Here is an 18,712-nt window from a genome sequence, read left to right as displayed (position 1 = left end):
AATGACCACCAAGACCCCCGGCACCGACGGTGCCGTCCGCACGGACCCCGCACCCGGGCCCGGCGGCCCGATCGTCGAACTGCGCGGCACGGGCAAGGCGTACGGGAACGTCCGCGCCCTGCACGGCGTCGACCTCGCCGTCCACCCCGGCCGGGTGACCTGCGTGCTCGGCGACAACGGCGCGGGCAAGTCCACCCTGATCAAGATCATCTCCGGGCTGCACCAGCACACCGAGGGCGAGTTCCTCGTCGACGGCGAACCGGTGCGCTTCACGACCCCGCGCGACGCCCTCGCCCGGGGCATCGCCACCGTCTACCAGGACCTCGCCACCATCCCGCTGATGCCGGTGTGGCGGAACTTCTTCCTCGGCTCCGAGATGACCAGGGGCCCCTGGCCCCTGCGCCGTCTCGACATCGCCCGCATGAAGCGGACCGCCGACGAGGAGCTGCGCAACATGGGCATCGTCCTGGACGACCTGGAACAGCCCATCGGCACCCTCTCCGGCGGTCAGCGCCAGAGCGTCGCCATCGCCCGCGCCGTCTACTTCGGCGCCCGCGTCCTCATCCTGGACGAGCCCACCGCCGCTCTCGGCGTCAAGCAGTCCGGCGTGGTCCTCAAGTACATCGCCGCCGCCCGCGAACGCGGCCTCGGCGTCATCTTCATCACCCACAACCCCCACCACGCCTACATGGTCGGCGACCACTTCAGCGTGCTGCGCCTGGGCACCCTCGAACTCAGCGCCGCCCGCGCGGGCATCACCCTCGAACAGCTCACCAACCACATGGCGGGCGGCGCCGAACTGGCCGCCCTCAAGCACGAACTGGCCCAGGTCGGCGGGGTGGACGTGGAGGCGCTGCCGGACGCGGAGCCGAAGGACGGGGAACCGGAGGGGGAGAAGCCGAAGGAAGGGAAGAAGCCGGAGGGGGAGAAGCCGAAGGAAGGGAAGAAGCCGGAGGGGAAGAAGCCGGAGGAGGAGAAGGCGCAGGACACGGTGCCGGGGGACACGCCACCCGTCACCGACGCACCGCACACCGTCGAAGGGAAGACCTGACATGCCCGCTGCCCTGGACCGCATCCGCGTCGGCTCGGCCCCCGACTCCTGGGGCGTCTGGTTCCCCGACGACCCTCGGCAGGTGCCCTGGGAACGCTTCCTGGACGAGGTCACCGAGGCCGGCTACGACTGGATCGAGCTGGGCCCCTACGGCTACCTCCCCACCGACCCGGCCCGGCTCACCGACGAGGTGACCCGGCGCGGGCTCAAGGTCTCCGCGGGCACCATCTTCTGCGGGCTGCACCGAGGCCCCTCCGAGTGGGACGCCACCTGGGAACAGGTCGGCCGCGTCGCCGCCCTGACGCGGGCCATGGACGCCGAGCACCTGGTCGTCATCCCGTCCTTCTGGCGCGACGACAAGACCGCCGAGATCCTGGAGCCGCCGGAGCTGACCGGCGAGCAGTGGACCCACCTGACCCAGGGCATGGAACGCCTCGCCCGCGAGGTGCGCGACACCTACGGCCTGGACATCGTCGTCCACCCGCACGCCGACACCCACATCGACACCGAGGAGCACGTCGAGCGCTTCCTCGACGCCACCGACCCCGGCCTGGTCAACCTCTGCCTGGACACCGGCCACTACGCCTACTGCGGCGGCGACAGCGTCAAGCTGATCGAGACCTACGGCGAACGCATCGGCTACCTGCACCTCAAGCAGGTCGACCCCGAGATCCTCGCCGAGGTGCGGGCGGGCGGCGTGCCCTTCGGGCCGGCCGTGCAGCGCGGGGTGATGTGCGAACCGCCGGCCGGGGTGCCGGAGCTGGGCCCGGTGCTGACCGCCGCCCAGAAACTGGACGTGGACCTGTTCGCCATCGTCGAGCAGGACATGTACCCGTGCGAGCCGGACAAGCCGCTGCCCATCGCGGTGCGCACCCGGAAGTTCCTGCGCTCCTGCGGCGCCTGAGACCGACCGCGCCGGCGGGCGGGTCCCGCCGGTGCGCCGCTCGGCGGGCCGTTGCCGGTGGTGCGCGCTAGCGTGCGCAGCACTGGCACTTTCGTCCCGACCCGGGAGGCGTCATGACCTCGCGACTCAACCCCTACCTCAGCTTCGACGGCGACGCCCGACAGGCGATGGAGTTCTACGAGCAGGTGTTCGGCGGCACCCTCGCGCTGAACACCTTCGGCTCGGCCGGCATGCCCGACCCGGCCTACACCGACAAGATCATGCACGCCATGCTGGAGACCCCGAGCGGCTTCACCCTGATGGGTGCCGACACCCCGCCCGGCATGGACCACACGCCGGGGACCAACTTCTCGGTGAGTCTCAGCGGCGACGACGCGGCCGAGCTGCGCGGCTACTGGGAGAAGCTGTCCGCCGGCGGGTCCGTCTCCGTGCCGCTGGAGAAGCAGATGTGGGGCGACGTCTTCGGCATGTGCACCGACCGGTTCGGCATCCCCTGGATGGTGAACATCAGCGAGCCGACGGGCTGACCCCGCCGGCTCGTAGGTCGCTCGACCCGTCGACCCGTCGACCCGTCGACGTGTCACCCGTCGGCCCGCAGTCCCACCGGGCCCGTCCGGGCTCAGCCCCGCCGCACCTCCGCGATCGTCACGGGACGGTGCTCGTGCAGCGACAGCGTGCACGCCTCGGCGATCCAGCCCGCCTCCAGCGCGTCCTCGATCGTGCAGGGCGAGGGCCGCCCGCCCGCGACGACCTCGGTGAACGCGCCGAGTTCGGCGCGGTAGGCCGCGGTGAACCGGTCCATGAAGAAGTCGTGCGGCGTGCCCGCCGGGAAGGTCGCGCCGGGCTCGACCGAGCGCAGCGGCAGCCTGTCCTCCAGACCGACCGCGATGGAGTCGGCGAAGCCGTGGAGCTCCATGCGGACGTCGTGACCGCGCGCGTTGTGACGGCTGTTGGAGACCACGGCGATCGTGCCGTCGTCCAGGGTGAGGACGGCGCCGGTGGTGTCGGCGTCGCCCGCCTCCCTGATGTACTCGGCACCCCGGTTGCCGCCGACGGCGTACACCTCGGTCACCTCGCGGCCGGTCACCCAGCGGATGATGTCGAAGTCGTGCACCGAGCAGTCACGGAAGATGCCCCCGGACGCGGCGACGTACGCGGCGGGCGGCGGCGCCGGGTCCAGCGTGGTCGACCGCACCGTGTGCAGCTTGCCCAGCTCGCCCCCCAGCACCGCTTCCCGGGCGGCGGTGAACCCGGCGTCGAAGCGCCGGTTGAAGCCGATCTGCACCGGCACGTCGCGGCCGGCGACCGCCTTGAGCACCTCGACGCCCTCCGTCATGGTCCGGGCGACGGGCTTCTCGCAGAAGACCGGTACCCCGGCCTCGACCGCGGCCACGATCAGCTCGGGGTGGGCGTCGGTCGCCGCGGCGACCACCACACCGTCCACGCCGGCGGCCAGCAGCGCCTCCGGCGAGGCGGCGACCTCGGCGCCGAACCGGTCGGCGGCCGCCCGCGCGGCATCCGCGAACGGGTCGGCGACGACCAGCGAGTCGACGGCGGCGAGTCCCGCGAGGGTCTCGGCGTGGAAGGCACCGATGCGGCCGAGGCCGAGGATTCCGATACGCATGTTCTTCCGCTGCTCCTTGTGCGTGGTTGCCGTGGCCGGCACCCGGTCGCCCTTTCGCTGACAGGGGCGGCACGGTGCTGCCATTCTTGTCCTGACAAACAGCGCGAACAACCAGCAGCCAGCCATCAAAAACCCCTCAAGACATCCGCGCGGGACTGAGCGGGCCACGGAGGAGCCGGACATGGGCCATCCCTTCCCGATCAGGGAGATCGCACGTCAGGCGGGGCTGAGCGAGGCCACGGTCGACCGGGTGCTCAACGGTCGCGGCGGGGTGCGGGAGTCCACGGCGGACGAGGTGCGCCGGGCCATCGCCGACCTGGACCGGCAGCGCACCCAGGTCCGGCTGGTCGGCCGCACCTTCATGATCGACATAGTGATGCAGTCCCCGGAGCGCTTCTCGACCGCCGTGCGCGCCGCGCTGGAGGCCGAACTGCCCTCCCTGCACCCCGCCGTCGTGCGCTCGCGCTTCCACTTCCGTGAGACCGGCCCGGCAGGCGGGCTGACCGCCGTCCTGGACCGGATCGCCCGGCGAGGCTCGCAGGGAGTGATCCTCAAGGCGCCGGACGTCCCCGAGGTCGCCGCCGCGGTGGGCCGCCTGACCGCGGCGGGGGTCCCCGTCGTGACCCTGGTGACGGACCTGCCCGCCGCCTCCCGGCTCGGCTACGTGGGCATCGACAACCGGGCGGCGGGCGCGACCGCCGCCCATCTGACGGGCCAGTGGCTCGGCGACCGTCCCGGCAACGTCCTCACCAGTCTCAGCAGCGGCTTCTTCCGCAACGAGGAGGAGCGCGAGATGGGCTTCCGCGCCGTCATGCGCGCCCGGCACCCGGAGCGTGCCCTCGTGGAGATCGCCGGGGGCCAGGGGCTGGACGCCACCCAGTACGACCTGGTCCGGGCCGCGCTGGAACGCGATCCGGAGATCCGCGCGGTCTACTCGATCGGCGGCGGAAACATCGCCACCCTGCGGGCCTTCGCCGACCTGGGCCGCACCTGCGCGGTCTTCATCGCCCACGACCTCGACCAGGACAACACCCGCCTGCTGCGCGAGCACCGCCTGTCCGCCGTACTCCACCACGACCTGCGGCAGGACCTCCGGGAGGCCTGCCGCACGGTGATGCGGGCCCACGGCGCACTGCCGCCCGCGGGCCCGTCCCTGCCCTCCGCGATCCAGGTGGTCACCCCCTACAACATGCCGCCCGGCACCGCGGCCGTGTGACGTCCGGTGGCGTCCCGGGCGTGTGACGCCGCCCCGCGTGGTGCCGCTTCTACCGTCGGGGGCATGTGGAAATCGACTCCGGCCGGCGGACCCGAGCGGGTGGTGGCGCTGGCCGACGGCGTCTTCGCGATCGCCATCACCCTCCTCGTACTCGACTTCTCCATGCCCCGCGGCCTCGACCCGGCGGCGTACCGCGACGAACTGCGGGAGCTGGTGCCCAACCTGGGGGCGTACGCGCTGAGCGTCGTCGTGCTCGGTGTCTTCTGGCGCGACCACCGCCGCATCTTCCGCTTCGTCGAGCGGGTCGACGGCCAGGTGATCACCCTGTCGCTGCTCGGCCTCGGCGTCGCCGCCCTCGTGCCCTTCCCCACCACGCTCATCTCCGAGTACGGCCACGAGCCGGCCTCCGTCGCCGTCTACGCGGCGGCGGTGGCCTCCCTGGGCGCCTCGCACCTCGCCCTGGTCGCGCTCCTGGCCGCCCGGCCCTGGCTGCGCGGCGACACCGTCCCCGAGGAGGGCTTCCTGATCTACGGCCTGGATCTCGCCGCGTCGGTCGTGGTGTTCGCGCTCAGCGTCCCCCTCGCCCTCGCGATCGGCCCCGCGGCCATGTGGGGCTGGCTCGTCCTGCCCCCGGTGAAGGTCGTGATCGGCAGGTGGGCGGTGCGGGCGAGTCGCCCGCCCGCGGTCAGGCGGGAACCTCGGGGGTGACCCAGCCGCCGCTCAGCGCCGACCGCGCCATCGCCTCCAGTACGGCGGCGCTGTGCACGGCGTCCGGCAGGCCGGCGCCGTGCGGCACTCCCTCCGCCACCGAGCGCAGGAAGCGGTACGCCTCCACCACCTTGAGGTCGTCGTAGCCCATGGCGTTCGCGGCACCCGGCTGGAAGGCGGCGAACTCGCCGTGTCCGGGGCCGACGTACACCGTGGAGACCGGCTGGTCCTGGTACCCCGTGCCCCGGCTGACGCCCAGTTCGTTCATGCGGCGGAAGTCCCAGAACACGGCGCCCGTGGTGCCGTGCACCTCGAAGCCGTAGTTGTTCTGCTCCCCGACCGAGACCCGGCAGGCCTCCAGGACGCCCCGGGCGCCGGACGCGAAGCGCAGCAGGCAGTTGACGTAGTCCTCGTTCTCGACCGGCCCCGACTCGCCGCCCGTGGCCCGTGAGTGACCCGCCGTCGCGACCGTGGGCCGGGCCCGCTCGGGCAGGAAGATCGCCGTGTCGGCGGTCAGGGACGCGATGTCTCCGAGCAGGAAGCGGGCCAGGTCGGCGCCGTGCGAGGCCAGGTCGCCGAGCACCCCGCTGCCGCCGCGCGCACGCTCGTAGCGCCAGGTCAGAGCGGACTCGGGATGGGCGGCGTAGTCGCTGAAAAGGCGGATGCGGACGTGCGTGACGGTGCCGATCCCGCCGGTGGCGATCAGGTCGCGGGCGGCCTCCACGGCGGGAGCGTTGCGGTAGTTGAAGCCGACCGCGCCCTGGACGCCCGCCGCGGCGACCGCGTCCGCGACCGCGCGGGCGTCGTCGGCGGTCAGTCCGACCGGCTTCTCGATCCAGATGTGCTTGCCGGCCTCCGCCATCGCCACGGCGATCTCGCGGTGCAGGAAGTTCGGCGCGGTGATGCTGACCGCGCCCACGCGCGGGTCGGCGGCCACCTCCCGCCAGTCACGGGTCGTCGAGGCGAACCCGAACTGCTCGGCGGCCTCCTCGGCCCGCCCCGGCACCTCCTCCGCGACGGCCACCAGCTCGGGCCGCAGGGCGAGCCGCGGGTAGTGGTGCCGGACACGGGCGTACGCCTGGGTGTGCACCCGGCCCATCCAGCCGAAACCGACGACGGCGACCCCGAGTGCGTCGACCATGAGAGCCCCTCTTCGGACCTGTCCGTGATCTGTCCAGGCCACCCTGGGCGGGCGTCGGCATCATGTCAACCTTTTGACAGGACAAAGCTCCGGACAACCGCTGGACCTCAGGAGCCGCCGAGGTTGATCGCGTACGCCTTGCGCAGCGTCTCGTGCACCGTCCACGTCGTACGGTCGCCCTCGCGCAGCACGGCCAGGTCGCCGGGCCCGACCCTCAGCGTGGGGCCTCCCTCGACCTCGATGGTGGCCGAGCCGCTGAGCACGACGAACAGCTCGTCCGCCTCGGTGTCGGTGACCACGCCCGGCGTGATCTGCCAGATGCCCCGCACCTGCCCGCCGTCCGCCGACTCCCAGACCACCTTGCCCGTCACCTCGGGGTCGCCGGACACGATCTGGTCGGGGGAGAGCGGCTCGGGTTCGAGTTCCGCGTCGGGCACGTGGACGACGAAGCTGTGGGTCATGCCGCGACGCTAGCCGGGGCGCACGGCGGCGCGGGGGAGACAGGGTGTGCGGAAACCGGCCGGCTGCTACGACACTCCGTCAACGCGAACAAGGTGGTCTGCGCCTACGTCCCGCGCGGGCGCGGCGCCCTCGTCATCGGCCTGCTGCTGACCGCCCACCACGCCGGCGGCGTCCTCTCCGCCTACGTGGCCCTGTGGATCGTGGAACCGCTCGGCCGGCGCGCCGCCTTCCGGATGTGCGTGGTCTCGCTGCTCTTCGTCCCCGTGCTGCTGAGGTACCTGCCCGAGTCGCTGAGCTTCCTGGTCGCCCAGGGCCGGACCGACCGGGTCCGCGAGCCGGCCGCCCGCTACGACGTCGAACTCCCCGCGGCCCCTGCCTCCGGACGCCTGCGGCGGAGGCCGGGGGAGCCGAGGGGTGTGGCGCGACCGGGGCGCGGGTCCCGCCGGCGGAGGCCGCCCCCGGTACCTTCCCGGAGGCGGACCTTGCGGCGGGGCCCGTCGTGCGGTCGACCGGCCGGCCGCCGTCGCCCTATCGCCCCCGGCGTGACAGCCACGCGGCCGTCAGGGCACCGGAGATGTTGTGCCAGACGGAGAAGACCGCCGCGGGGAGAGCTGCCAGGGGGCTGAAGTGGGCCGTGGCCAGGGATGCCGCGAGGCCGGAGTTCTGCATGCCCACCTCGAAGGCCATCGCCCGGCTGCCGGGCTCACCGAGGCGGCCGAGGCGGCCCGCTCCGTAACCGAGGGCCAGGCCGAGGCCGTTGTGCAGGACCACCGCGACGAACACCAGCCCGGCGGCCGACTTGATGGCGTCCGCGCTGCCCGCTACGACCACCGCGACGATCACGGCGATCGTCAGCGCCGAAAGCCAGGGCAGCGCCGGCAGCGCCCGCTGCACGTACCGCCCCGCGAGCAGCCGTACGACGACGCCCGCGAGGACCGGCAGCAGGACCGTCTTGAGGATGTCGGTGACCATGGACCCGGCGTCCACCGGCAGGTACTCGCCGGCCAGCAGTAGCGTCAGGGGCGGGGTGACCAGCGGCGCGACCAGCGTGGAGACGGTGGCGACGGAGACGGAGAGGGCGACGTCGCCGCGAGCGAGGTACGTCACCACGTTGGAGGCCGTGCCGCTGGGCGCACAGCCGACCAGGATCACGCCGGCCGCGAGCTGCGGGGGGAGATCGAGCAGGTGGGCCACGGCCCAGCCGAGCCCGGGCATGATGACGTAGTGCGCGACCAGTCCCAGGGCCACCGCCCAGGGACGCCTGGCGACCCCGCGGAAGTCCTCCGGGGTCATCGTGATGCCCATGCAGAACATCACGACGCCCAGCAGGTACGGCACGGCCTCGCTCCACCCGGTGAAACCACCGGGGAGCAGCAGGCCGAGCGCGCCGGCCACGAGGACGAGGATCGGGAAGACGGTCACGGCCCGCCGCGCGGAGCGGTCTGCGGTGACGTCGGTACTGGCCTGTTCGGGTCGTTCGGTTCGCACCGTGCGAGGTAACGCCTGGTCGGGCACATGACGCAAAACCGTCTCGCGATGTGATCATCGGGACGACCAGGCGCGAACCGGGGGCGCCCCGTTCCCTGGATGAGGTAGGGTTGACCAGCGCGATCACGGAGTTCCGTGGGTCGCCCGCCGGGACGTGGCGCAGCTTGGTAGCGCACTTGACTGGGGGTCAAGGGGTCGCAGGTTCAAATCCTGTCGTCCCGACTGGAGACAGTTGCAGGTCAGGGCCGGTTTCGGAGGTATCCGAAACCGGCCTTTGACCATTCTTGGCGACCAGGTCCTCAAGCAGATAAAGACGTTCTACCGCGGCGAGCACGTGGTGCTGGTCGGGGGCGGCCCGTCCGCCCATCGGAGCCGTGCGATGCGTGTCTGGGTCGCCGAGCAGGACTGGCTCACCCACGATGACCCGCTTACGCTCCCGAGCTGAACCCGGGAGTTCGAAAGCGACGGGTCCTTGGCGAGGCGGGGGCGGGGGTGTGGCCCGGCGGCGAGTCTCCCCCCGTGTCCGGGCACGAGACGCAGCGGCCACGGGCCGTCAGCGCGGAGGAGCACGCCGCGGCCGTTCCCTCCCTCGCCGGACCCGCACTGATCAGAGTCGCCGAAGTCCTCTTCGACGCCACCGACAAGGACGGCAACCAGACCATCGACGCGGACGAGTACCGCGCCATGTTTCGCACCGTCTTCCAGCGCGACACGGCCGGAACCGGGACGGGGTACACGCGCAGCGCGTTCATCAAGGACTTCCCGTCCTTCATGACCGGCCGCCTGCGCACCACCCCTTACGACACGCTCCTCGCACAGGCGTGACCACCGTCCTGGCCGCCGCTGTGCCCACCAGCTGAGGCAGCTGCTGCCGACCGGGTCGCCCCCGCGCTTGTCCCGGTCGGCAGTGCGGCCCAGCGGATCAGCGCAGTCCGGCGAAGAGATCGTTCTCCGGTACGGCCGCGTGGCGTCCTGAACCTGTACGAAGGTCTCCTTGCCCATCAACGCGAGGGGGAGCAGAACGGCCGACGGTGGCGCCGCATCCGATGCCGGACCGGGCGCGAAACGCCTCATCAGCGGTCCCCTCGGTGACTAAGGTGCGGCCGGCGCGTGCGTAGTTGCCCAGTCCGTGCCTGGGCCATGTTCTCCAGCGAGGCAAGGATCCGGCTCGTGGAAGACCACCGCCGACAGCGCAGTCACTTCGGCGGCACTGCGGAGCGCCCCCTGCCTCAGGGCCGCTGGGGCAGGTCGGGGCGGACCAGCGCCTGGGCGAACGGCTCACGACGACCGCCCGGGAGGTAGCAGCGCTCCTTGCCCTGACTACACGTCACGAGCGTCAGGCCGTCCCGGACCAGGACCTACGCCACCTTCTCCGGCACACCCTCGCCATTTCCCATGAGGGGACCGTACTGGAGGGCAAGCCGGGCTCACCGGGCGTCGGCACCAAGCTCGCGGCGCGTCGGCCGCCTCACCGGCTCCCGAAGCCCTCCGCCGTCCTCGTTCGCGTGCGGCGCAGTGCCATGAAGTACGCGGGGACTTCAGCGCGCCGCCCGGTGGGCAGGGTGTAGGTGGTGTGGACGGTGGTGTCAGATTCGGCGAGTACGGTGAACTCGTCCTCGCCCAGAAGGGCAAGCGTCTCGTCACGATGGATGCTGCCGGGGCGGACACCGGTGTCGAGGACTCGGGTGAGGGCCGGGGGAGGGCCGTACTCCGCTGTGAGCTGGCGCAGGTAATCCTCGGCGCCTGATGCCAGCTCGACGAAGGCGAGGACCCCGTTGGCGCCCAGCAGGGTGCGCAAGGAGGCAGCGAAGGCGGGGCGGTGCTCCGGCCGGATCTGGTGAAGGACGGTGCGCATGTAGATGCTTGCGTCGCCGAGCATGTCGTACAGGGCGTTCACGGCCGAAGTGTCGAGCAGATCGAGCACCAGATAGATGTGGTCGGGATCGAGGGCGCGCGCCTGCCTGATGGCCGAGGCGGACACGTCGGTCCCGACGACCCGCCCGTGGTGCCGGGCGAGGTAGCGGGTCTGGGTCCCGTTGCCGCAACCGAGGTCGATCAGCGGCTGCTCGGGGTCGAGGTGGGGCGCGAAGAGCGGCAGGTCACGAGCGCTCGCGAACGCGGGCTCGCAGTCCCACAGCGACGATTGCCCCTGGGCCGCTGTTTCGGCCCAGTAGGTCTCCCAACTGTCGGCGTAACCGAACATGTCAGCGCTCCTGTGCGGCGACTTCACGTATCCGTGGCGACCGCCAAATCCGTGTCGTTCTTCGGGTTGGTCTCCAACGGCTGGTCGTTGCCGGGTGTCCTGGCCCGGTGGCGGACCGCGCCTCGCGGACGGGTGTCCGGCTGATCGGAACCGGCCTGGTCGTGGGGTCGTACGAGTGCTTCGAAGGTGAAGGGATCCTGCATGACGCACACTCTGCAGACCTTTGTCGCGAGGGTGGCGGCGACGACTCGCGACGCGTTCCCTTTCACCCGCGCGGACGCGGTCCTCCCTCTTGCCCCGCCCCCGCCTTGGGTACGTTGCCGTAAGGGCGGCGCGGTGGCTCTCCATTACAGCGCCGGACAAAGCGGAATGAGAAGCCGCACAAGGTACCGGACGCGTGAACGCGTTGAACGGCCTCGGACGTGCACTCCTGCTGCGTCCCGGCAGCCTGTTGGCCAGAAGTAGACGGTGTCGTTCGCCGGGTGAGGATTCCGGGCCGATTGCGTGGTAAGCGTTTCACTCGAGGGAGTGGAAGCCGGCCGGCGGCGTGTACCGGAGCAGGCGTCCTGTGCCACACACTCGCGCCCTGCTGGAACGTGCGGTTCCGTGGGCCGGAATACAGACGTCGCCCCAGCAGCCGACCCGACGACTCGCCGCCCTCCTCACGGAAGCCTGGCTGGAGCGGTGCCCAACTGGCCAGGGCATCGTACGCGTTGGGGAGTCAGCAGGACCACCTACTTCGTTTGGGAGCCGCCACACGGCTCTTCGCGGCCAGCGTCGACGCGCGCGGCGGCAACCAGGCGCGCAGCGCGCTCGTTGCCTACCTCGCCGACGACGGCATGGCTTCATATCCGGACCGGCGTCGGATGAACTGCGCCGAATGGCCCTGACGGCAGTCGCCCAGCTGACCCACTTGCTGGCGGTCATGACCGCGGACGCGGGTCATCAGGGGCTCGCCCAGACCTACTTCGGGACCTGCCTCGGCCTGGCGCACGCGGCTGGTGACCGGCTGACGTGTGCCATCGTCCTGCGGGCCATGAGCACCCAGGCCGCGAACCTCGGCCACATCCGGCAGGCGGCGGATCTCGCCACGCCGGCCGTCGGACACGCCCCCCCGGCGCACCTGCGGCAGTCCGTGCGTACGTGCTGAGTCAGCGCGCCCTGGCCCGCGCCCTGCTGCGCGAACACCGTCAGGCGGACGCCGATCTCGCCGCCGCCGAGGACGCTCTTCGCCAGACGCCCCGCGAGGAGGGGTCGTTCACCTCCTGTCCGGCGGCGGCCTTCGCGTACCAACGGGGCCCGGGCCCTTCACGCCCTGGGCCGGCGCGACCAGGCAGTCGCCGCTTTCCAGGCCGCGGTGCACGGCCGCTCGTCGAGGGAACACCGGCCGGAGGCCCTCACCCACACCCGTCTCGCGCACCTTCCGCTCGAAGCCGGACGCCTGGGGGAGGCGTGCAGCCACTGGCAGCACTTCCTCGACCTCGACCCTTTGTTGCGCTCCGCTCAGACGGATCGCGCTCTGGCAGACCTCATCGACACCCTCAGCGCGTTTGCACGCCACCCGCAGCGGCCGCCGTGTAGGAAGAACGGGCCCGTGCTCTCACGCCGCTGGCGAGGAACCGCCGGCACGGCTCATGAGCGCTCCTGTGCGTCATCCGTCCCTGGGGACGCCGACTGAGGGCGGCCGCCGGGGCGAACGGTTCCGAGCTGCGCCCTTGGATCCCGTGACGTGGCGCTACGTGCCCGTACGCGGGTGACTGTTCGTTCGACCGCGGCGAACTCCGGGCGGGCTCTTCGCAGCCGATGACGGTCGTGGGGCGGACCTCGGTCAGCAACGACACGACCGTCGCCGCCGCAAGACGGCCGGCCGGGAGGCGGTCCGGTCGGAGTGTGGGCCCCAGTTCGGTTCGCGTTCAAGGGCGTCGCCGTTCCGGCCCGTTTCAACGCGTTCACAGCACGAGCCCTCGACTGCTGTTAGGGCCTCCCCTCCCCGGTTAACCGGTCCTGTGTCCCGGTGCGGAGCTGACGAGCAGCCCTCGACAGTGCTTTCACAGCCACGAGCCACCGCTGCCGCGGCGGCCGACCGGCAGGTCACGCGACGGCCTCGTCTCCCGCAGCCCACCCCGAACCCCGACCGACCACACCGAAGGAGTGCCATGGCGGTCCTATGTTGCCCTGCCGTAAGCGTCCCGGAGCACACCATCACCATGGAGGACACCCTGCACCTCGCGGAGCGTCTGCACGGGAACCACGACCAGCTGCCCCTCGCGCTGAAACTCATCTCCAGCACAGGCGTCCGCACACGACATCTGATCCAGCCTCTCGAGCGCACCCTTCGTCACCCGGGCGTCGAGGAGCGCACCAAGGTCTACGTGCGTGAAGCGCAGGCCCGTATCCCCACCGTGGTCGACGAGGCCCTGAACAACGCGGGACTCGCGGCCGCGGACATCGACGCCATCGTCTTCGTGTCCTGCACCGGGTTCACCATGCCGTCGCTCACCGCGTGGATGATCAACGAACTGGGCTTCCGGCACGACACGTGCCAGATCCCGATCGCCCAGCTCGGTTGCGCGGCCGGAGGTGCGGCGTTCAACCGCGCCCAGGACTTCTGCGCCTCCCACGCCGGCTCCAACGTCCTTGTGGTGGCCTGCGAGTTCTGCTCGCTGTGCTACCAGCCCGACGACCTGGACGTGGGGAACCTGCTGTCGAACGGCCTCTTCGGCGACGCGATCGCCGCGGCCGTCGTCAAGTCCCACTCCACGCACGGCCTGCGGCTGGAGGCCAACGGCTCCCGGCTGGTCCCGGACACCGAGGACTGGATCTCCTACGCCGTGAAGGACACCGGGTTCCACTTCCGCCTCGACCGCCGGGTGCCCCACACCATGGAGCAACTCGCCCCCGCCCTCCGGGACGTGGCAGCCACCCACGGCTGGAATGCCTCCGCGCTGGACTTCTACGTCATTCACGCCGGCGGCCCCCGCATCCTCGATGACCTGTCCCACTTCCTGGGCGTGCCGCCGGACCTCTTCTCCTTCAGCCGTGCCACGCTCACCCACCGTGGCAACATCGCGTCCGCGGTTGTCCTGGATGTACTCCGGAGGGTGATCACCTCGGAAACCCTGCGCCCCGGGCACCGCGGCATCATCGCCGGCTTCGGACCCGGGATCACCGCGGAGATCAGCGTGGGCACCTGGCTGGGCGACGACAGGACCCTGGATGGCGAGGCATCCGCCTCCGGCACCGAACAACCCCTCACCAGCACACCCGAGAGGAGCGCAACGGCATGATCACACCGACCGCCACACCCCCCACCCACTTCACGTTCGCCGACGGCCTGCGCGTCAACCGCATGGGCTACGGCGCCATGCATCTGACAGGCCCCGGCATGTGGGGCCCGCCCGCCGACCCGGACAACGCGGTGGCGGTCGTGCGGCGCGCCGTGGAACTCGGCGTCGACTTCATCGACACGGCCGACTCCTACGGGCCCGGCTACAACGAGGAACTCATCCGCACCGCACTGCACCCCTACCCGGAGGGCCTGGTCATCGCCACGAAGGGCGGAATGCTGCGCAGCGGGCCCGAGGACTGGGTCAGGGCGGAAAACCGCTCTCCGTACATCGTGGCACTCGGCCGGCCCGCGTACCTGCGCCAGCAGGTCGAAGTGAGTCTCCTCCGGCTCGGTCTGGAGCGCATCGACCTCTACATGCTGCACCGCATCGACGACGCGGTGCCGATGGAGGACCAGATAGGAACCCTCGCTGAGCTGCAGCGGGAGGGAAAGATCCGTCACCTCGGACTGTCGGGCCAGCCCGGAGTAACCGTGCAGCAGCTGGACCAGGCCCGGCGGATCACCGAGATCGCCGCGGTGGAGAACCTCTACAACATCGCGGACCGGTCGGGCGAGGACGTCCTCGACTACGCGAACAGGCACGGCATCGCCTTCATCCCCTGGTTCCCGCTGGGTCACGGCGATCTCGTCGGCCCCGACGGCGTACTCACCGCCGTGGCCGGTCGCTACGGTGCCACCGGAGCCCAACTCGGCCTGGCCTGGATTCTGCGCCGCTCCCCGAACACCCTGCTCATCCCGGGGACCACCTCCGTCTCCCACCTCGAGGAGAACGTCGCGGCGGCCGGGCTCCGGCTCAGCGACAGCGAGTGGGCCGAGGTCGAGAAGGTGTGTGCCGAAGCCACGCCCTGGCGTCCGGACACGCAGGGGGCCACCCGATGACCGCCTCGGTAACCTCAGGGTCCGCCCCCGTCCATCCGCACGTACGCATCCTGGAAGCCGTCTATGCGGACCTGCCGCGCCTGGTGGACTTCGCAGACGCCGGCATCGTCCTCCACCCCGCGCACCGGGGCACCGATGAGGGCCGGGTGGTCCGGGGAAGGGACGCCGTCCTGGCCCATGAGCGGGCCCTCCTCCAGGCCACCGGCGGCAGCCTCGTGATGGACACCGAACGCGTCGTCGCCAACGACTATTTCGGCGCCGTTCTCGGCACACTGCGGGCCTCCCGTCCCCGACCCTTCGCCATGCCCTTCTGCGGACTCTGGCGGTTCGCCGACGGACTGATCATCGAACACTGGGAGAACGCTCATGCCCCTCACGCACTCCAGCAGCTCCTCGCACCGGCCCGCCCGGCCGGCACCCACGAATGAGACGTCCGTCCTCCCCGCCGGCCGGGACGGCACCGGTCGCAACCCGGGCCGGCATCCCGGTCCCCGGCGCGGAGAACGGCTCGGCTCCTTCCTCTCGGGATTCGGCACGCCTGTCGCGACCGGCTGGGACCCGAACCTGACGGTGCATGAACTCCTGGTGGCCGTCTACCAAATGCCCGGGATCGGTCAGGCCGGTCAGATCCCGTGCCCTCCGGGATCGGTGCGGTGAAGGCCGACCGCATGCGTCAGATGCGGGCCGCCCTCACTCCTGAGTTCTGTGGAAGGCTGCTGCTGCCGGGAGACGGAGACTACGAAAGGCGCCGCACGGTCTGGAACGCCATGGTGGACCGCCGGCCCGCGGCGATCGCTGTCTGCACCTCAACCCTCGACGTGGTCCGCGCCGTCGACGCCGCCCGGGCGGAAGGCCTGCCCCTGTCGGTGCGCGGCGGGGGCCACTCCGTCTCGGGTCACGCGCTGTGCGACGGCGGCCTCACCATCGACCTTTCGGGCATGCGCCGGGTGACCGTGCGAGCCGGCCAGGGCCTGGTCGAGGCCGAGGGCGGCTGCCGCCTCGCCGACCTGGACCCGGCCACCGCCGCACACGGCTTGGTGGTGCCGGCCGGGACGGTGTCCGAGACCGGGCTGGGCGGGTTGGCTCTCGGCGGCGGCACCGGCTGGCTGACCCGGTCCTACGGCCTGACCTGCGACAACCTCGTGGCGTGCGAAGTGGTACTGGCCGACGGCCGGGTGGTGGAAGCCTCCGCCACCGAACGAGCGGACCTGTTCTGGGCACTGCGGGGCGGCGGGGGCAACTTCGGGATCGTCACCCGGTTCACCCTCCGCGCGCACCGATTCGGCCCCGGAATGCTTGTCGCCGCGTCCCTGTACGGGCCCGAGGAGGCACACGAGGCGCTGGCCGCGTACGCGGACCTGGCCCCGGGACTGCCCCGGCAGATCGGCTGGCACGCATCACTGAAGAAGCGCCTGCCGGCCTATCCCTTCGTGCCCGCCGAACGCGTGGGCAGCCCGGGGCTGCTGCTGATCGCCATGTGGCTCGGCGACGCCGCCGACCCCGCAGCCGCACAGGTGCGCTCCCTGACCCAGGTGGGCAGACCCTCGGCGCAGGAGTGCCTCGTGCTGCCGTTCGCGGACGGGGTGCAGCGGCTCATGGACGCCGAGTTCCCCGACGGACAGCGCTACTACACGAAGGCGGCGCACCTTCGGGGACTCGACGAGGAGGCGATATCCGAGACAGTGCGTTTCTGGACAGAGATGCCGATGGGCGGGGAGATCGTGCTCCTGGGCCTCGGCGGTGCGCTGCGCGACGTGCCCGAGCCCGACAGCGCCTTCTCCCACCGTGGGTGCCCGTGGTGGCTGGAGTTCCTCCTGCACTGGCAGGACCCGCGGTCTGACGCCCCGTACGTGCGGCAGGTCCGGGAAGCCGTCGGCCGGATCGGGGACTGCGTGGCCGCGGGGTCCTACCTGAACATGCGCAACGCCGACGAAGGCGACGACGTCCGGACGCTCACCGAAGCGTACGAAGGACCGGAGAAGTACGCCCGGCTGCGGCAGGTGAAGTCCCGCTACGACCCGGGAAACACCTTTCGGTGCAACTGGAACACCCCACCGGCCGACGACCCCCTTTCCGGCGCAAGGACGCGCCAACCGCTGCCACGTGCCGCCGACCAGGACAAGGGGGACACATGTCCAAGCTGAAAGACGCGCCCGCACGCCTGACGGGCAAAGTGCGGTGGTCACCGGTGCTTCGAAAGGCATCGGGGCAGCGATCGCGATCCGGCTCGCTGCGGAGGGCGCCGCGGTGGCCGTCAACCACTCCTCGGACCACCCCGACAGCAAGCAGGCCGCGGACCGTGTCGTCGCGGCCATCCGCTCCTCGGGCGGTGTCGCCCACGCCGTTCCCGCCGACGTCGGTACCGCCTCACGGATCGCGACGCCCGCCGCCGCCGGCCACGCCGGCGCCGCTTCACGGAAGTCGCCGTGTCCGCCGCCCCCCAGCGGCGGACACGGCGTGTGCCGCCGTACGTCACCCTCCCCCGAAGGTGGCGTACGGCGGCCGGCCCCCGGTGCCGGACTGTGGCCGCGGCGCCCGGGCGTTCCTGAGTCCCGCGGTCACCAGCACATGACCGCGGTCTCGCCCGCACCCCACGAGGAGTACAGGCGCACCCGGACGACATAGCGGCGGCCCTTGACGAAACGGGCCCTGATGGTGGCGTTGCGGGAGGTGCCGCCGTCGTCCTGTCCCACGAGGAAGCGGGGCACGCCGTCCCGCTCCTCGAAGACCACGACGACGGCGTCGCTGTCCCCGAAGGTGCCCACGGTGTACTCGCGGGTCTCCGGCGGGTCCAGCCGGAAGTCGGCCTGCTCGCCGGGCCCGAGGCCGAGCGGCACCGAACGGAACGGCACCAGCGGACCCGGCCGGCCGGTGGGCGGGTACCAGCGCAGGGCGAACTCCTTGTCGGCGGCGGACAGGGTGCCGGGCGGCTGGAGTCCCGAGCGGTAGTGCTCGGGCTCCAGTATCAGACCCGACGGGAAGGGGTACTCCATGATCGACTGCGGGTCCCAGACCGGTCCGTTGGCCTCGTCGCCGTCGAGCTTGCGCAGGATGTTGTGGAAGGTCCGCTCCCGGCTCCAGTGGTTGGGCGGGCCCGCCAGCTCGGTGTAGACCGCCTCGTCGTCCCAGAGGATGCCCGCGAACGGGCTCTGGTGCTCGTGCAGCATGCCGAGCGCGTGCCCGATCTGGTGCAGGGCCGTCGCGCGCTCACCCGGCGCGGTCAGGTCCCAGCCGAAGTTCATCGTGCGGTCGTTCAGACCGACCCGGAGCGCGTCCTTGCCGATCGCCGACCAGGATCCGTCACCGGGCTGGAAGCCGATGCGCAGCTCCGCCTCCGAGCGGTCCCGCACCTCGGTGAGACCGACCCCGATGCCGAGGTCCCGCCACTCCCGGAAGCAGTCGCGCACCACGTCCCGTTGCTCCTCGGTCCCGACCCACGATTCCCGCCGCGGCCGGCCGGCCCCCCGCATCGGGACCACCGAGTCGTCGGTGTCGCCGCCCAGGAAGCAGTAGTGCAGAACGGTTCCGTCGACCCACATCCGCTGCCCGCCGACGAGCGCGGCGACACGCTCGGCGGCCAGCCCCGGCGCGAACGCGGGGAGCGGCTGCTGCGCGAGCGAGCAGTAGCGTGCGGTCATGACCCCCAGACTGCCGTCCGGCCGGGATCCGGCGCCTGAGTCGGGGGGT

20 protein-coding genes, 1 tRNA gene and 1 pseudogene are annotated in these 18,712 nt (G+C 71.6%); 15 read left to right on the top strand and 7 right to left on the bottom strand.

Going from position 1 to position 18,712, the window contains the following annotated elements; genetic code table 11:
* Position 1 precedes the first annotated feature (1 nt).
* The 3 genes from DMH12_RS11380 to DMH12_RS11370 all read left to right on the top strand — a co-directional run bounded on the left by DMH12_RS11380 (position 2) and on the right by DMH12_RS11370 (position 2,482).
* Positions 2-1,051, top strand: coding sequence for an ATP-binding cassette domain-containing protein (locus DMH12_RS11380; RefSeq protein WP_260474183.1), 1,050 nt, complete (start codon positions 2-4; stop codon positions 1,049-1,051).
* A 1-nt stretch (position 1,052) separates the two neighbouring features.
* Positions 1,053-1,955 (top strand): sugar phosphate isomerase/epimerase, encoded by a 903-nt coding sequence (locus tag DMH12_RS11375; RefSeq protein WP_125491452.1) that lies wholly within the window; start codon positions 1,053-1,055, stop codon positions 1,953-1,955.
* A gap of 113 nt (positions 1,956-2,068) precedes the next feature.
* A complete protein-coding gene (locus tag DMH12_RS11370; protein ID WP_125491451.1) occupies positions 2,069-2,482 on the top strand; it encodes a VOC family protein in 414 nt (137 codons plus the stop codon).
* A gap of 92 nt (positions 2,483-2,574) precedes the next feature.
* On the opposite strand, the gene DMH12_RS11365 is transcribed toward DMH12_RS11370, so the two are convergent.
* Complete coding sequence (locus tag DMH12_RS11365) at positions 2,575-3,579, bottom strand: Gfo/Idh/MocA family oxidoreductase (protein WP_125491450.1); 1,005 nt, start codon at positions 3,577-3,579, stop codon at positions 2,575-2,577.
* Between the two features lie 181 nt (positions 3,580-3,760).
* Between DMH12_RS11365 and DMH12_RS11360 the strand changes: the two genes are divergently transcribed.
* Both DMH12_RS11360 and DMH12_RS11355 read left to right on the top strand, forming a co-directional pair.
* Positions 3,761-4,795 carry a LacI family DNA-binding transcriptional regulator gene (locus tag DMH12_RS11360; protein ID WP_125491449.1) on the top strand — a complete coding sequence of 345 codons (1,035 nt, stop codon included), beginning with the start codon at positions 3,761-3,763 and terminating at the stop codon, positions 4,793-4,795.
* A gap of 63 nt (positions 4,796-4,858) precedes the next feature.
* Positions 4,859-5,503 (top strand): TMEM175 family protein, encoded by a 645-nt coding sequence (locus DMH12_RS11355; protein ID WP_185832258.1) that lies wholly within the window; start codon positions 4,859-4,861, stop codon positions 5,501-5,503.
* Here DMH12_RS11355 and DMH12_RS11350 read toward each other — a convergent pair.
* The 3 genes from DMH12_RS11350 to DMH12_RS11335 all read right to left on the bottom strand — a co-directional run bounded on the left by DMH12_RS11350 (position 5,481) and on the right by DMH12_RS11335 (position 8,594).
* A complete protein-coding gene (locus DMH12_RS11350) occupies positions 5,481-6,644 on the bottom strand; it encodes a Gfo/Idh/MocA family protein (protein WP_125491448.1) in 1,164 nt (387 codons plus the stop codon). The genes DMH12_RS11355 and DMH12_RS11350 overlap by 23 nt on opposite strands.
* 107 nt (positions 6,645-6,751) lie before the next feature.
* Positions 6,752-7,105 (bottom strand): cupin domain-containing protein, encoded by a 354-nt coding sequence (locus tag DMH12_RS11345; protein ID WP_125491447.1) that lies wholly within the window; start codon positions 7,103-7,105, stop codon positions 6,752-6,754.
* Positions 7,106-7,634: 529 nt separating this feature from the next.
* Complete coding sequence (locus tag DMH12_RS11335; protein WP_260474182.1) at positions 7,635-8,594, bottom strand: bile acid:sodium symporter family protein; 960 nt, start codon at positions 8,592-8,594, stop codon at positions 7,635-7,637.
* 148 nt (positions 8,595-8,742) lie between these two features.
* Here DMH12_RS11335 and DMH12_RS11330 point away from each other — a divergent pair.
* The 3 genes and pseudogenes from DMH12_RS11330 to DMH12_RS11325 form a co-directional block, all read left to right on the top strand.
* Positions 8,743-8,816: transfer RNA gene (locus DMH12_RS11330), tRNA-Pro, on the top strand.
* 52 nt (positions 8,817-8,868) lie between these two features.
* Positions 8,869-9,039, top strand: coding sequence for a hypothetical protein (locus DMH12_RS39045; protein ID WP_185832257.1), 171 nt, complete (start codon positions 8,869-8,871; stop codon positions 9,037-9,039).
* 104 nt (positions 9,040-9,143) lie between these two features.
* Positions 9,144-9,419 (top strand): annotated as a pseudogene (locus DMH12_RS11325) (calcium-binding protein); the annotation flags it as partial.
* A gap of 643 nt (positions 9,420-10,062) precedes the next feature.
* Here the strand turns inward: DMH12_RS11325 and DMH12_RS11320 are convergent.
* Positions 10,063-10,797, bottom strand: a complete 735-nt coding sequence (locus tag DMH12_RS11320; RefSeq protein ID WP_185832256.1) for a class I SAM-dependent methyltransferase — start codon at positions 10,795-10,797, stop codon at positions 10,063-10,065.
* A 23-nt stretch (positions 10,798-10,820) separates the two neighbouring features.
* Positions 10,821-11,000, bottom strand: a complete 180-nt coding sequence (locus DMH12_RS39040) for a hypothetical protein (RefSeq protein WP_185832255.1) — start codon at positions 10,998-11,000, stop codon at positions 10,821-10,823.
* Between the two features lie 540 nt (positions 11,001-11,540).
* Here DMH12_RS39040 and DMH12_RS39035 point away from each other — a divergent pair.
* From DMH12_RS39035 to DMH12_RS11290, 7 genes are all read left to right on the top strand, one after another.
* Complete coding sequence (locus DMH12_RS39035) at positions 11,541-11,687, top strand: hypothetical protein (RefSeq protein ID WP_185832254.1); 147 nt, start codon at positions 11,541-11,543, stop codon at positions 11,685-11,687.
* Positions 11,678-11,947, top strand: a complete 270-nt coding sequence (locus DMH12_RS11315) for a hypothetical protein (RefSeq protein WP_125491444.1) — start codon at positions 11,678-11,680, stop codon at positions 11,945-11,947. Before DMH12_RS39035 ends, DMH12_RS11315 begins: the two co-directional genes overlap by 10 nt.
* 1,006 nt (positions 11,948-12,953) lie before the next feature.
* Positions 12,954-14,084, top strand: coding sequence for a type III polyketide synthase (locus DMH12_RS11310; protein ID WP_125491443.1), 1,131 nt, complete (start codon positions 12,954-12,956; stop codon positions 14,082-14,084).
* Positions 14,081-15,025, top strand: a complete 945-nt coding sequence (locus tag DMH12_RS11305; RefSeq protein ID WP_125491442.1) for an aldo/keto reductase — start codon at positions 14,081-14,083, stop codon at positions 15,023-15,025. The genes DMH12_RS11310 and DMH12_RS11305 overlap by 4 nt, the downstream gene beginning before the upstream one ends.
* Entirely contained in the window at positions 15,022-15,453 is a 432-nt protein-coding gene (locus DMH12_RS11300) for a nuclear transport factor 2 family protein (protein WP_125491441.1), read from the top strand. Before DMH12_RS11305 ends, DMH12_RS11300 begins: the two co-directional genes overlap by 4 nt.
* Before the next feature lie 225 nt (positions 15,454-15,678).
* Positions 15,679-17,169: an FAD-binding oxidoreductase gene (locus DMH12_RS11295; RefSeq protein ID WP_125491440.1), complete on the top strand. Its 1,491-nt coding sequence runs from the start codon at positions 15,679-15,681 to the stop codon at positions 17,167-17,169.
* Complete coding sequence (locus tag DMH12_RS11290; RefSeq protein WP_125491439.1) at positions 17,129-17,650, top strand: SDR family NAD(P)-dependent oxidoreductase; 522 nt, start codon at positions 17,129-17,131, stop codon at positions 17,648-17,650. The genes DMH12_RS11295 and DMH12_RS11290 overlap by 41 nt, the downstream gene beginning before the upstream one ends.
* Here DMH12_RS11290 and DMH12_RS11285 read toward each other — a convergent pair.
* Positions 17,584-18,663: a hypothetical protein gene (locus DMH12_RS11285; protein ID WP_125491438.1), complete on the bottom strand. Its 1,080-nt coding sequence runs from the start codon at positions 18,661-18,663 to the stop codon at positions 17,584-17,586. The genes DMH12_RS11290 and DMH12_RS11285 overlap by 67 nt on opposite strands.
* Positions 18,664-18,712 lie beyond the last annotated feature (49 nt).

It is taken from the genome of Streptomyces sp. WAC 04229 (assembly GCF_003947455.1).
Classification (GTDB): Bacteria; Actinomycetota; Actinomycetes; order Streptomycetales; family Streptomycetaceae; genus Streptomyces.
Note: the sequence above shows the minus strand (reverse complement) of the source record. Positions and strands in the feature narration are given on the sequence as shown.